Source organism: Comamonas sp. Z1, assembly GCF_008121555.1.
GTDB classification, from domain to species: Bacteria; Pseudomonadota; Gammaproteobacteria; order Burkholderiales; family Burkholderiaceae_C; genus Comamonas; species Comamonas thiooxydans.
The window spans coordinates 1-13,469 of sequence record NZ_VOQT01000002.1 but is presented as its reverse complement, the minus strand read 5'-3'; the positions used below and the strand labels follow the sequence as shown (position 1 = coordinate 13,469).

Below are 13,469 nucleotides of genomic sequence, written 5' to 3'. Positions count from 1 at the left end.
AGTTGGTGAGCGGCTCGCTCGACTCTCTGCCTGCTTCTGTCCGCCCATGTCCCACGTCCTGCCTCCAACAATTGATTCTGCAGCTGCAAACCATTGGCAAATGGCCGCTCCGGCCGAATCCCCCTGGTTGCACGAAGAGGTGGCCAGTCGCATGCAGCAGCGCCTGGACTGGATCGTGAAGCCGCCTGAGCAATGGTGTCACTGGGAGCCGGTTCGCGGCGGCATGCAGGCTCACCAACTGCTGCGCGAGCGCTATCCGCAGGCCGAATGCACGATCTATGAACCCGTAGCCCGCCGCGAGGCCGTGGCCCAGGACAAGCTCGGCAGCCGCTGGTGGCAGCTCTCGCGCTGGAAGGGGGCTGCCGTGCAGATGGGGGCGCCCGCAGATGCCAGCATGGACATGCTCTGGGCCAATATGCTGCTGCATACGGCAGCCGATCCGCAGACCCTGATCGAGCGCTGGCACAAGGCACTCAAGGTCGACGGCTATGTCATGTTCTCCTGCCTCGGGCCGGATACGGTGCAGCAGCTGCATCGGCTCTACGCCGAACTGGGCTGGGGGCCGGCAGGTCATACGTTTACCGATATGCATGACTGGGGCGACATGCTGGTGCATTCCGGTTTTGCCGAGCCGGTGATGGACATGGAGCGCATCACCCTGACCTTTGCCACGCCGCAGCGTCTGTTGCAGGAACTGCGCGAACTGGGCCGCAATCTGCACCCCGGGCGTTTTGCCGGTCTGCGCGGCCGTGGCTGGAAGGCCGGGCTGCTGCAGAAAATGGCGGAGCGCTGGGCCGACAAGCAGCCCGATGGACAGTTCTCGCTGACCTTCGAGATCGTTTATGGCCACGCCTACAAACCGCAGCCCAAGCTGCGTCTGGAAGCCAACAGCGCCGTGTCGCTGGAAGACATGAAGGCCATGCTCAAGCAGCCCCGCAACACGGGTTTGCGATAGCACATCTGTCGTTTTCCGGTCATTGATTCGACACAAAGCTGCCTACAATTTCCCCTAGTTATTTCATGGATAGCAGCAATCCTTCGGGCTTCTCTCCTGCCTGAAGGAAACCAGACAGTGCGGCCCAAGCCGCCAGGGGAGATATCGGGTGTTTCGCTTTGCCAAGGGGACTGGCCAGCGGGTTCGACAGCGGCCGGTTTTCGCATTTCATCATCACCACAAGCCAGCCTTTTGCTGCGCTGACGCATCCCTGTGCCCGGCGGTTGTCGCGGTGCAGGGACGTCCCATCTTCTTCCCTTCTGTCTTGGCTGCCAGGCCAGTTTCAGCCATCTCCGGCACTTGCCGTGAGATGCGCTTGCCAGTACGAGTTTCAAGTCCGATCAGGCCTGCCTACGCAAGGTCGATTGGCATGGGTTTCCGGTACATGCATTAGTGAATGCGCGCAGACAGTGCTATCAAATTCTGGGGCATGCTGCGTTGAAGTTCGCGAGGTAGTGTGAGTGTCACAGCCTTTTGGCCGGCAGCGGCACGAAGCGGTGTGAGCGAGTGGACAACTGAGGCTTAGAGGTAAGTGAAAACGATGAAAAACATTTCCACCAAGCTGGTTCCCTGGAGTTTGGCCTTGGCGGCGTGGGGTAGTTCCATGGCCTATGCGGCGCAGGATCTGCCGGGAGGCCCTGCCGTCAACCAGCTCAATCTGCATCCGCCTGTGACACGCATTGCCGTGGAGCAGCACTGGCTGCACTGGATGATGCTCATCATCTGCACGGTGATCTTTATCGCGGTGTTCGGGGTGATGTTCTATTCCATCTGGAAGCACCGCAAATCCCAGGGTGCCAAGGCTGCGAACTTTCATGAATCGGTCAAGGTGGAGGTGGCCTGGACGGTTGCTCCCTTCATCATCGTGATTCTGATGGCGCTACCCGCCACCAAGGTGCTGGTGGCGCAGAAGGACACGACCAATGCCGACCTCACGATCAAGGCCACCGGCTATCAGTGGAAATGGGGTTATGACTATCTGAGCGGCGAGGGCGAAGGCCTGGGCTTTGTTTCCACGCTGGATAACGCCCAGCGCCAGATGTCCAACAGCGGCGATGTGAGCAATGCGCCCAACGACTATCTGCTCAGGGTCGACAACCCGCTGGTCGTACCCGTGGGCAAGAAGGTACGCATCATCACCACGGCCAACGATGTGATCCACTCCTTCATGGTGCCGGCCTTTGGCATCAAGCAGGACGCGATTCCGGGCTTTGTGCGCGATACCTGGTTCAAGGCCGAGAAGACCGGCGATTACTACGGCCAGTGTGCCGAGTTGTGCGGCAAGGAGCATGCCTACATGCCCATCCATGTGAAGGTGCTGTCTGCCGAAGCCTACACCGCCTGGGTGGCCGGAGAGAAGAAGAAGCTGGCCGCCAAGGCCGATGACCCGAACAAGGTCTGGGTGCTGGCCGATCTGGTGGCACGTGGCGAAAAAGTATATGCCGCCAACTGCGCTGCCTGCCACCAGGCCAATGGCAAGGGAGCCGGTCCCATCAAGCCGCTGGACGGCAGTCCCGTGGTCCTGGGCCCCACGGCCGATATGATGCACGCCGTGCTCGAAGGTCGCGCCAACGGTGCCATGCCGGCCTGGAAGCAGCTGAGCGACACCGAACTGGCCGCAGTGGTGACCTTTGCCAAGAATCATTGGAGCAACCAGACCGGCCAACTGGTGCAGCCCGCCCAGTTCGTGGCAGCGCGTGGCGGCAAATTCCCTGAAGGCGGAGGCAGTGCTGTACCCGCCGCTCCTGCGGCAGACTCTGCTGCCCCTGCGCAAGGTGCAGCCGCTGCCGCCAGCGACGCCGGCCCTTATCAAGTCTTTTTCGAGACCGGCAAGAGCGTGCTGGACGACAAGGCCCAGGCTGCGGTGAAGAAGGCGGCCGAGTACTGGAGTGCCCACAAGGACGGCAAGATTGCTCTGTCGGGCTTTGTGGACTCCACCGGCAACGCCGACAAGAACGCGGAGCTGGCCAAGGAGCGAGCCAAGGCCGTGGCCAAGCTGCTGGAGGACAGCGGCATTGCCGGTGACCGCATCGAGCTGCGCAAGCCCGAAACCATCACGGCTGCGGCAGGCGCGGACCAGCAGGCACGCCGTGTTGACATCACGGCCGCGAAGTAAGCCCCGGGTATAGAGACCGATTGGAGAAAAGAATATGAGCGCCGTAGTTCCTCCCGTCCACACCCATGAGGGCCATGGTCACGACCATGGGCACGACGACCATCACCACGCCATGCCCTCGGGCTGGCGCCGCTGGCTGTTTGCCACCAACCACAAGGACATCGGCACGATGTACCTGCTGTTCTCCTTCACCATGCTGATGGTGGGAGGCATTCTGGCCATGCTGATCCGTGCCGAGCTGTTCGAGCCCGGCCTGCAGATCGTCAACCCCGAGCTGTTCAACCAGCTCACCACCATGCACGGCCTGATCATGGTGTTCGGCGCCATCATGCCGGCCTTCGTGGGCTTCGCGAACTGGATGCTGCCGCTGCAGATCGGTGCGTCCGACATGGCGTTTGCGCGCATGAACAACTTCAGCTTCTGGCTGCTGATTCCCGCCGGCATCATGCTGGTGGGCTCGTTCTTCATGCCCGGCGGTGCACCGGCGGCGGGCTGGACGCTGTATGCCCCGCTGACGCTGCAGATGGGTCCGTCCATGGACACCAGCATCTTTGCCATGCACATCATGGGTGCCAGCTCCATCATGGGAGCGATCAACATCATCGTCACCATCCTGAACATGCGCGCGCCCGGCATGACGCTGATGAAGATGCCGCTGTTTGCCTGGACCTGGCTGATCACCGCCTACCTGCTGATCGCCGTGATGCCGGTGCTGGCCGGCGCCATCACCATGACGCTGACCGACCGTCACTTCGGCACCAGCTTCTTCAATCCTGCGGGCGGCGGCGATCCGGTGATGTACCAGCACATCTTCTGGTTCTTCGGTCACCCCGAGGTCTACATCATGATCTTGCCGGCCTTCGGCATCGTCAGCCAGATCGTGCCCGCCTTCAGCCGCAAGAAGCTGTTTGGCTACACTTCCATGGTCTATGCCGTGGCGGCGATTGCCATCCTGTCCTTCATCGTCTGGGCCCACCATATGTTCACCACGGGCATGCCGGTCACGGGTCAGCTGTTCTTCATGTACGCGACCATGCTGATCTCCGTGCCCACGGCCGTGAAGGTGTTCAACTGGACGGCCACCATGTGGCGCGGCTCCATGAGCTTTGAAACCCCGATGCTGTTCGCCGTGGGCTTCATTTTCGTGTTCACCATGGGGGGCTTCACGGGACTGATACTGTCCATGGCACCCATCGACATCCAGCTGCAGGACACCTATTACGTGGTGGCCCACTTCCACTATGTGCTGGTGGCCGGTTCGCTGTTCTCCATGTTTGCCGGCTATTACTACTGGTCGCCCAAGTGGACGGGCGTGATGTATTCCGAGACGCGTGGCCGCATCCATTTCTGGGGCTCGCTGATCTTCTTCAACATCACATTCTTCCCCATGCACTTCCTGGGTCTGGCCGGCATGCCGCGTCGCTATGCCGACTACCCCATGCAGTTCGCCGACTTCAACATGATTGCCTCCATCGGCGGCTTTGGTTTCGGTCTGATGCAGGTGTACTTCTTCCTGTTCGTCGTCTGGCCCGCCATGCGCGGTCATGGCGAGAAGGCGCCGCAAAAACCCTGGGAAGCGGCCGAGGGCCTGGAATGGGAAGTGCCTTCTCCGGCGCCGTTCCACACCTTCGAGACGCCTCCCAAGCTCGATGAAACCGCGACGAAGGTGATAGCCTGAGGAGGCGCGTATGACGACCCAGGAGCAACGCAAGAACAACCTGAGGCTGGGGCTGATCCTGGCCTCCACGGCTGTCGTGTTCTTTATCGGATTTGTGGTGAAGATGGCCTGGCTGCATTGAGGCAGCCCGATGGCAACGAGTGGAGGAGCTTGAGGTGAGCATAGCCAAGGAAAACGCGAAGATGGTGGGCAAGTTGGCGATCGTTGCCCTGGGCATGTTTGCGTTTGGCTATGTGCTCATTCCCATCTACAAGCATATCTGCGAGCTGACGGGCATCAACATCCTGTCGCTGTCCGAAAAGCAGGTGCCCGGCGCCGGCGTGGCGGGCCGCGACGTGAAGCTTCCGCCCAACAGCCAGATCGATACCAGCCGCACCATCACCGTGGAGTTCGATGCCAATGCTCGCGGTCCCTGGGACTTCAAGCCGGCCATGCGTTCGGTGCAGGTTCACCCCGGCGAGCTGGCCACGGTGATGTATGAGTTCCAGAACGTGCAGAACCGGCGCATGGCCGCGCAGGCCATCCCCAGCTATGCACCGCGCCAGGCCACGGCCTTCTTCAACAAGCTGGAGTGCTTCTGCTTTTCGCAGTACACGCTGGAGCCCGGCGAGAAGCGTGAGTGGCCGGTGGCCTTCGTCATCGATCCGCGCATCTCCAAGGATGTGAAGACCATCACGCTGTCCTACACCTTCTTCGAGGTGGGCGGCAAGACCCCTGCAGCGCCCGATGCCAGCACGGCGGCAGTCGTCACGCCCGGAGGCAGTTCATGACTCAGGACGTCAAGAAGACCGGATTCTGGCGCAGCATTGTGGCTGTCGCGTGGGCCATGCTGGGCGTGCGCAAGGGTAAGGAGTACGAAAAGGATTTCGCCAGCATCACTCCGCTGCATGTGATTGCCGTGGGGCTGGTGGCGATTTTTGCCTTGGTATTAGCGTTGATATGGATCGTCAACCTGGTCGTTTAGCCTTGGCTGAAACAGGTGTGGCGAATGCAGTGCAAGTGATAGTGGAGCGTCGGTCAAAACAACGATCAACAGAGTCAGGAGCCGAGTGATGAGTGCAACCCCGCAGGGCGCAACCCCTTACTACTATGTGCCAGCCGAATCCAGCCATCCCGTGATGGCGGCCATCGGTCTGTTCTTTGTGATCCTGGGCGCAGGCACCTGGATCAATGGTCACGAATGGGGAATGTATTCCTTGTTCGTCGGTCTGGTCTGGTGGCTGGCCGTGCTGTTCGTCTGGTTCCGCGATGCAGCGCGCGAAAGCGAGGCCGGGCTCAACAGCCGCAAGATCGACCTGTCCTACCGCTGGAGCATGAGCTGGTTCATCTTCTCTGAGGTGATGTTCTTCGGCGCCTTCTTCACTGCGCTGTGGTGGGCTCGCGCGCACTCGGTGCCGGCGCTGGGCAGCCTGGCCAACGAGCTGCTGTGGCCCAACTTTCAGTCCGTGTGGCCCAGCGTTGCCCCCGGTGCCACGGGGTCGCCCGCGAATATTGTCGAGCCCTTCAAGACCGTGGGCCCGTTCTGGCTGCCCACCATCAACACGGCGCTGCTGCTGAGCTCGGGCGTGACGCTGACCATCGCCCACCATGCGCTGCAGGTCAACAACCGGGCGCGCTGCATCAGCTTCATGTGGATGACGGTGATTCTGGGTTTCGTCTTCCTCTGCGTGCAGGGCTACGAATACCACCATCTCTACAACGACTACAACCTCAAGCTCAACTCGGGCGTTTTCGGCTCCACCTTCTACATGCTGACGGGCTTTCACGGCTTCCACGTGCTGGTGGGCATGCTGATGCTGTTCTTCATCACCATCCGCCTGATGAAGGGCGACTTTAGCGACAAGCACCACTTCGGCTTCGAAGGCGCGGCCTGGTACTGGCACTTTGTGGACGTGGTCTGGGTCTTTCTCTACATCCTCGTGTACTGGATGTAAGGCATTCAAAAATAGAAGCGCAAGGCGCTTTTATTTTTGGAGCGTTATCCAGCGCGGCGCAAAGCGGTCTATTGCCCGGGCTGCCAGCCCGTGGGCTGTATCCATCCCATCTTGGCCGCCAGCAGAACGCAGAGAAACAGCGCAACCGACAAAGCCACGCGCAGGGCCAGGGCGCGAAACATCTTGCGGCTGCGCTCGGCGTCGTCGGCCTCCGAGCTTTCGCTGTCGTCGCCCCTGCGCATCATGAAGAACAGCGCACTGCCGAGACTCGCCAAGATGGCGAGAAAGGCGAGAATGATCACGAATTTCATGAACGGATTATCTGGTGCGCATTTCCCGATTTCCAGACCTCTGGCGGTTTCTACTGATTTCTGCGGCGGCCTTGATCTGCGTGGCCGCCGCAGCATCGCTGGGCTTTTGGCAACTGGGCCGGGCAGCGCAGAAGCAGGCCATCTTTGATGCCATCATGCGCCAACAGGCGCTGGAGCCCTGGCATAACGCACAACTGGCAGCAGAAGTGCCGCTGGCATCCGAATCCATCGGCCAAGCGCAACAGGCGACGCTGCTGCATCGACCCGTGCAACTGCAGGGCCAGTGGCTGGCCGAGCAGACCGTGTTTCTGGACAACCGGCAGATGCAGGGCCGCGCCGGCTTCTATGTGCTCACGCCTTTCAGACTGAGTGCGCCTCACGGGCACAGGGTTGTCGTCGTGCAGCGTGGCTGGGCACCACGCAACTTCATGGACCGCGCGCTCCTGCCCGAGGTGCAGACGCCTGCAGGCCTGGTCAGCATCGAGGGCAGGCTGGAGGCACCGCCGTCCAGGCTGATGGAGCTGGAAGCGGCCCATGGCGGGGCAGACCCTGATGAGCAAAAGTCGCGCATCCGACAGAATGCAGACATTGCCCTGTGGGCGCAGCAAAGCGGCTTGCCGCTGCTGGCGCTGAGCGTGGTGCAAAGCGGCAGCGCCAGCGAAGGCTTGCTGCGCGACTGGCCGCAGATCAATGCCGGTGTGCAAAAGCACTACGGCTATGCTTTTCAGTGGTTCGGACTCAGTGTCTTGGTGGTGTTGCTCTATGTCTGGTTTCAACTCGTCCGACGCTTTTACCCCGGCCGCCGCGCAGCGCAGCCCGAGGGATGAACCGCTGAGCTTTGCGGTCCACGGCCTGCCCGATCCCGCGCAGAGCCAGGCGCGCAGCGGTCGCTGGAAGATGCTGGCCGTGCTGCTGGTCTGTGCGGCGCCGGTGCTGGCCTCCTACTTCACCTACTACGTGTTGCGTCCTTCGCAGCAGCGCAGCTATGGCGAGCTGATTGCCGAGCAGCCCGGTCTGCCCGAGGTACAGGCCAATACGCTGGACGGACGCAGCGTGAATCTGAGCAGCCTCAAGGGCCAGTGGTTGCTGCTCAGCACCAGTGCCGGGGACTGCGGGCAACGCTGTCAGGATCATCTCTATCTGCAGCGCCAGCTGCGTGAAACCCTGGGCCGTGAAAAAGACCGGCTGGACTGGGTCTGGCTCATCAGCGACCAGCAGCCTGTGCCTGAAAAAATCCTGCCTGCTGCCGAGCAAGCCACAACGCTGCGTGTGCCCGCTACAGTCATCGGCAACTGGCTCAAGCCCGAGGCGGGACATGCACTGGACGAGCATCTGTATGTGGTCGATCCGCAGGGTCACTGGATGATGCGCTTTCCTGCAAACATGGACAAAGCCACGGCCGGCAAGGCCAAGCGCGATCTGGAGCGGCTGCTGCGCGCCTCTGCCTCTTGGGATGAGGCCGGGCGAGCCACGGCCGAAACGGCGCAGAAATAGCTGTTGAAACCCGCGGTAGCCGGCTCTCGCAAGCGCTATCAGCGATCTGAATCATGGCCAGCGAGGAGGGCCGCATGCAGGCAGAAATCTCGGATTTGAAAGACGCGGTTCCGGCAGCAGGAGCGGCTGCTTCGCGCTGGGCACAGTATTACGCGCTGACCAAGCCCAAGGTGGTGCAGCTCATCGTCTTTTGCGCCTTCATCGGCATGGTGCTGGCCGTGCCTGGCGCTCCCGGCTGGCAGGACTGGGGTCGCATGCTGGTGGCATGTGCAGGCATCTGGCTGGTGGCCGCGGCGGCTGCGGCCTTCAACTGCCTGGTCGAGCGCAGCATCGATGCGCGCATGAAGCGCACGGCCTGGCGCCCCACGGCGCGCGGCGAGCTCTCGCATTCCCAGGCCTTGCTGTTTTCGGCCTTGCTGTGCGCCGCAGGGGCCGCCATCTTGCTGCTGGCCGTGAACGCGCTCACGCTATGGCTGACGCTGGCCACCTTCATCGGCTACGCCGTGATTTACACCCTGGTGCTCAAGCCATTGACGCCCCAGAACATCGTCATCGGCGGGGCATCGGGTGCCATGCCGCCTGTTCTGGGCTGGGCGGCGATGACGGGACAGGTAGGGCATGAAGCCCTGCTGCTTTTTCTCATCATCTTTCTGTGGACGCCGCCGCATTTCTGGGCGCTGGCGCTGTACCGAGTGGAGGATTACCGCCGCGCCGGTCTGCCCATGCTGCCGGTCACGCATGGCAATGCCTTCACGCGGCTGCAGGTGTTTCTCTATACCCTGGTGCTGTTTGCCGGCTGTCTGCTGCCTTTTGTGGTGGGCATGAGTGGCTATCTCTACCTTTTTGCCGCAGTGATTCTGGGGTTGGGCTTTTGCGGTTATGGTTGGGCACTGCTGCGCAACTACTCGGATGCGCTGGCACGCAAGACCTTCCGATTTTCCCTGATCCATCTGAGCCTGCTGTTTGCTGCGCTGCTGGTGGATCACTACCTAGCCTGATCGACCATGGATAAACGAGCTGCGCTGCGCGTACTCGGCGCTTTAGGCGCCGCAACACTGGCCGGTGCGGCCACATTGACATTGACTGGCTGCAAGGACGATAGCAAGCCCAAGTTTCAGGGCGTGGATGTGACGGGCGCAGACTACGCCAAGGACATTCCGCTCACCGATGTCCACGGAAAAAAGCGCAGCCTCAAGGACTTCTCGGGCAAGGTGGTGGCCGTGTTCTTCGGTTACACCCAGTGTCCTGATGTCTGCCCCACCACGCTGCAGGAGTTGCTTGAAGTCAAGCAGGCGCTGGGCACCGATGGCGACAAGCTGCAGGCCGTGTTTGTGTCGCTGGACCCCGAGCGTGATACGCCTGAGGTGCTCAAGGCCTATCTGGCCAACTTCGACGAGAGCTTTGTGGGGCTCAGCGGTACGGCCGACGAGATTGCTGCCGTGGCCAAGGATTTCAAGATTTTCTTCAAGAAGGTGCCAGGCAAGGTTGAAGGAACTTACACCCTCGATCATTCGGCCGGCACCTATCTTTTCGATCCCCAGGGCCGCTTGCGCGTGTACGAGCGCTACGGCGCGGGGCCGCAGTTGCTGACTCAGGACGTGAAGGCACTGCTGGGCTGAAGCGGTCGCGACCAGCAGCATTGGTCTCGGATTCTGAAATTTATTGTTACATGTTGGTGTTTGATATAGCGCAAGGAGAGCATGCGATGTCGCGCGCATAGTGAGCGACTTCAAACACTTGGCAAGGCTCGATCCGACTTTTCTAGAGTTGGGCATGCAGGCCGTTGATGCAGCATGGGGAGTGGCTGCACGCAGGGACGCCAGAGTGGATATCTGGAGTCCGTGTATGGCCGAGTGCCCTTTTTCTTCAATGCTCAAACCGGTGTCTGAGCCAGCGCTGGCGGACTGCCAGCGCCGGTTGCGACTGGCCATGTCGGCCTGGCAGGAGGGGGTGAGTCTTTCCTCCATGCTGAGCCGGCGTGAGCAGCAGGCGCTGGATGCCGCTCCAGACGGCATTTTGCTCGTGGATCGTGACGGGAACATCGTGACGGCCAATGCCGCCATGCAGGCCATTTCAGGCTACGGGCGCGGCGAGCTCGAGGGGCAGGCGCTGGACACGCTGCTGCCGCCCGAGTTTCAGGCCGGGCATGGCCATTACCTGCGTAGCTACTTCGCCCAGCCATCGCGCCGGCCCATGGGGCTGGGTGGCGTGCTGTGGTTGCAGCGCAAGCAGGGCAATGCCGTGCCGGTGGACATTGCTCTTGGCTATTTTGGCGATGACGACAAAGGTCTGGCCATAGCCTTTGTGCGTGATGTGACGGAGTTGCATCAGATGCAGCAACGCCTGAAGTTCCAGGCCACCAAGGACACCTTGACTGGCCTCAATAATCGCTGGCAATTCGGCCAGGAGCTGCAGGAGCAACTCAAGCTGGCGCAGGCTGACGGCGAAGCACTGGCCCTGCTGCAACTTGATCTCGACAACTTCAAGGCCATCAATGACGGCTACGGCCATGCAGCAGGCGATCAACTGCTGCGGGAGGTCGCCAGGCGGCTGAAGTCCCAGCTGCGCAGCGAGGGCGTGCTGGCACGCCTGGGTGGCGACGAATTCATGGTGCTGCTGGTGGGTGAGAATGCGGCCCGGGCCCGTTTCTGGAGCGAGCAGATACTGGCGGCGCTCTCCATCCCCTTCAAGCATGACGGGCTGGCGCTGGATTTCGGTGCCAGCGTGGGCATTGCCCTTTATCCCGACGATGCGCAGACCGGTGACGACCTGATGCGCTTTGCCGATATGGCCATGTACAGCGCCAAGGGCCAGGGGCGCGGCCATGCGGTGTTTTTCGAACCCGCCATGGGCAAGGAAATGGCCGAACGCGTGCAACTGGCCGAGCGCTTGCGCATGGCGCTCAGCTATGGTGGCTTGCAACTGCACTACCAGCCTCAGGTCAAGGTCGAGAGCTCCGCTGTGGTGGCTGTGGAGGCCTTGCTGCGCTGGCATGATCCCTTGCTAGGCAATGTCAGTCCGGCGCGCTTTATTCCGGTGGCAGAGGCCTCGGGCCAGATCGTGGCTCTGGGCAACTATGTGCTCGACGCAGCCTGCAAGCAGATCGCTTTGTGGCTCAAGGCCGGTACGCCGTTGCGGGTAGCGGTCAATCTTTCTGCCTATCAACTGCGGCAGGTGAATCTGGTCGAGCAGGTCAGCAGCTGTCTGCAGCGCTATCAGGTACCGCCGCAATGGCTGGAGCTGGAAGTGACCGAATCCCAGGCCATGATCAATCCCGCTCAGGGGAGCGAAGTGCTGCAGGGGCTGGCTCGGCTGGGAGTGACGATTGCGCTGGATGATTTCGGCACCGGCCATTCGTCATTGGCCTATCTTCAATATCTGCCGCTGCAGCGCGTCAAGCTGGGGCGGGAGTTCCTGTTTCCCTCGCCCTGCCGTGACAGGCTGATGGGCGGCATTGTGCATATGGCCCATGCGCTGGATCTGGAGGTCGTGGCCGAAGGTGTCGAAGAACTTGATCAGCTGCAGCTGCTGCGCGACATCGGCTGCGAGTTTTTCCAGGGTTGGCTGCATTCGCGCGCCATGCCCGCCGAGCAGGTGCGGGACTGGCTGGCAGTGGTTTGATGATATTGACTGACGGGATTAGCGTGGCTGCTGCTTCCAGTCCGGCACGGGAAAATGCTCGTTGGATGCGGTGACGATCAGGTCCAGCACCGGCTTGCCATCCTCGTTGAAGCGTACTCCGGGGCCCCAACGCGCCTGTTGGCGCTGGCCCGAGAACCAGAACAGCTTGCGCTCCCAGCTGCCGGGCTTGGGCGGCTTGCGGTTGGCCTGAATCAGGTGCTCCTGTATGCGTTGCAGGCCTGCTGTGAGACGCCACGGAGCCAACTGCAGAAGAGCAGCTCGCAGCTCTTGCGCCCAGGGCTCTGGCGCGGGCGAGAAGCGCTGGAATGACTGACCTGCGGCAAGTCTTCGCACGCGTTCGTGCAGCTCGATGCCATACAGTGCGCAGGCCTCGCTGATCCTGCCTTGCTTCATCAGCTGGCGTGCCTTGCGCTCCAGCTCAGAGTCCTTGGGGGTGTCTGCTAACGACCACAGCCAGCGGGCATCGCTCCATTGATGGCGGCAGTTGTAGAGAAACTCGGACGATAGAAGCAATTGCCAGCGGGGCATCTTTGACTGCATCACCGATCGAGCCATCAGGCAGGGCTGGCGCTTGCGTGTGGCGGGGCCATAGGCCGCGAGTATGGCGGTGGTGCGCGCCGCAAGTCGTCCGCGATCATCGCGTGGCCAGGATTGAAGCAGGCGCACGGGGTCGATGGCCGCCACATCGGCCTGCAGCTGTTCGAGCGCCGGCCCGGCATCGGCAAGCGTGTCCAGCATGCCGAGGTTCAGATCCTGATCCATCGCAGGTACACAGGCTTCAGTCTCGTCGGTATATGGACTGCGGGTCATGGCCTGGATGGTGACCTGTGCTGGCGCTGCATCAGGCGCTGTGCGCCATTCATGCAGCAGCTGTGCACAGCGCCCGGGGTTGCAGCTGACTTCATGGTGTATGACTTCACCGGCAGCATCGCGCAGCGTGATCCAGGCATGAAGCCGATGCTCCGCGCCCAACTGCATGGTCTCCTCATACCTGGTGGCCGAGAAAGCGCCGTTGCCACCGTGGTGCACAAAGAATTCGATATCCATGGAGCCGGCTACTGCGCTGCTGCTGATGCGTGTTCTAGCCGCGTCCTTGTGTTCGGCCTGGCAATCCGGAAGCTGCAGCCATTGCTGCGAAATCTGGGCAATCAAGTCTTGCATGAAGAAGATGAATGTTGATTTCCACCCAGAAGTGACCCACTAGCCCCCGGTTTTTCCATCTCAATCTGACCCACGCATTAACCCTAGCCTGCTGCTTTCTTGTGCAGCAGGAGACCAGGAGTGATTGACGTGGCTACTT

14 protein-coding genes are annotated in these 13,469 nt (G+C 61.4%); 12 read left to right on the top strand and 2 right to left on the bottom strand.

The features are described 5' to 3' along the window. Positions 1–46: 46 nt before the first annotated feature. From FSY45_RS03460 to FSY45_RS03435, 7 genes are all read left to right on the top strand, one after another. Positions 47–955: a class I SAM-dependent methyltransferase gene (locus FSY45_RS03460; protein WP_046461860.1), complete on the top strand. Its 909-nt coding sequence runs from the start codon at positions 47–49 to the stop codon at positions 953–955. A 580-nt stretch (positions 956–1,535) separates the two neighbouring features. Next, a complete protein-coding gene (coxB, locus tag FSY45_RS03455) occupies positions 1,536–3,110 on the top strand; it encodes a cytochrome c oxidase subunit II (RefSeq protein WP_046461859.1) in 1,575 nt (524 codons plus the stop codon). Positions 3,111–3,144: 34 nt separating this feature from the next. Then, complete coding sequence (gene ctaD / locus FSY45_RS03450; RefSeq protein WP_003071270.1) at positions 3,145–4,788, top strand: cytochrome c oxidase subunit I; 1,644 nt, start codon at positions 3,145–3,147, stop codon at positions 4,786–4,788. A gap of 10 nt (positions 4,789–4,798) precedes the next feature. Continuing rightward, on the top strand, positions 4,799–4,909 hold the full coding sequence (locus FSY45_RS28020; protein ID WP_003071272.1) for a cytochrome oxidase small assembly protein: 111 nt from the start codon (positions 4,799–4,801) through the stop codon (positions 4,907–4,909). 34 nt (positions 4,910–4,943) lie between these two features. After that, positions 4,944–5,558 (top strand): cytochrome c oxidase assembly protein, encoded by a 615-nt coding sequence (locus tag FSY45_RS03445; RefSeq protein ID WP_034353987.1) that lies wholly within the window; start codon positions 4,944–4,946, stop codon positions 5,556–5,558. Further along, positions 5,555–5,752 (top strand): DUF2970 domain-containing protein, encoded by a 198-nt coding sequence (locus FSY45_RS03440; RefSeq protein ID WP_003071276.1) that lies wholly within the window; start codon positions 5,555–5,557, stop codon positions 5,750–5,752. The genes FSY45_RS03445 and FSY45_RS03440 overlap by 4 nt, the downstream gene beginning before the upstream one ends. 88 nt (positions 5,753–5,840) lie before the next feature. Next, complete coding sequence (locus tag FSY45_RS03435) at positions 5,841–6,722, top strand: cytochrome c oxidase subunit 3 (RefSeq protein WP_046461858.1); 882 nt, start codon at positions 5,841–5,843, stop codon at positions 6,720–6,722. 68 nt (positions 6,723–6,790) lie between these two features. Here FSY45_RS03435 and FSY45_RS03430 read toward each other — a convergent pair whose 3' ends face one another. Continuing rightward, complete coding sequence (locus FSY45_RS03430) at positions 6,791–7,033, bottom strand: twin transmembrane helix small protein (RefSeq protein WP_041744308.1); 243 nt, start codon at positions 7,031–7,033, stop codon at positions 6,791–6,793. 14 nt (positions 7,034–7,047) lie between these two features. Here FSY45_RS03430 and FSY45_RS03425 point away from each other — a divergent pair, with 14 nt between their 5' ends. From FSY45_RS03425 to FSY45_RS03405, 5 genes are all read left to right on the top strand, one after another. Further along, positions 7,048–7,860, top strand: coding sequence for an SURF1 family protein (locus FSY45_RS03425; protein ID WP_046461857.1), 813 nt, complete (start codon positions 7,048–7,050; stop codon positions 7,858–7,860). Beyond that, positions 7,796–8,527, top strand: a complete 732-nt coding sequence (locus FSY45_RS03420) for a hypothetical protein (protein WP_081007735.1) — start codon at positions 7,796–7,798, stop codon at positions 8,525–8,527. The genes FSY45_RS03425 and FSY45_RS03420 overlap by 65 nt, the downstream gene beginning before the upstream one ends. A gap of 74 nt (positions 8,528–8,601) precedes the next feature. Next, positions 8,602–9,525, top strand: a complete 924-nt coding sequence (cyoE, locus tag FSY45_RS03415; RefSeq protein ID WP_046461867.1) for a heme o synthase — start codon at positions 8,602–8,604, stop codon at positions 9,523–9,525. Positions 9,526–9,531: 6 nt separating this feature from the next. Beyond that, a complete protein-coding gene (locus FSY45_RS03410; RefSeq protein ID WP_046461856.1) occupies positions 9,532–10,146 on the top strand; it encodes an SCO family protein in 615 nt (204 codons plus the stop codon). Positions 10,147–10,372: 226 nt separating this feature from the next. Then, positions 10,373–12,148 (top strand): bifunctional diguanylate cyclase/phosphodiesterase, encoded by a 1,776-nt coding sequence (locus tag FSY45_RS03405; RefSeq protein ID WP_046461855.1) that lies wholly within the window; start codon positions 10,373–10,375, stop codon positions 12,146–12,148. Positions 12,149–12,166: 18 nt separating this feature from the next. Here FSY45_RS03405 and FSY45_RS03400 read toward each other — a convergent pair whose 3' ends face one another. Further along, positions 12,167–13,330: a hypothetical protein gene (locus FSY45_RS03400; protein WP_046461854.1), complete on the bottom strand. Its 1,164-nt coding sequence runs from the start codon at positions 13,328–13,330 to the stop codon at positions 12,167–12,169. Positions 13,331–13,469: the final 139 nt, after the last annotated feature.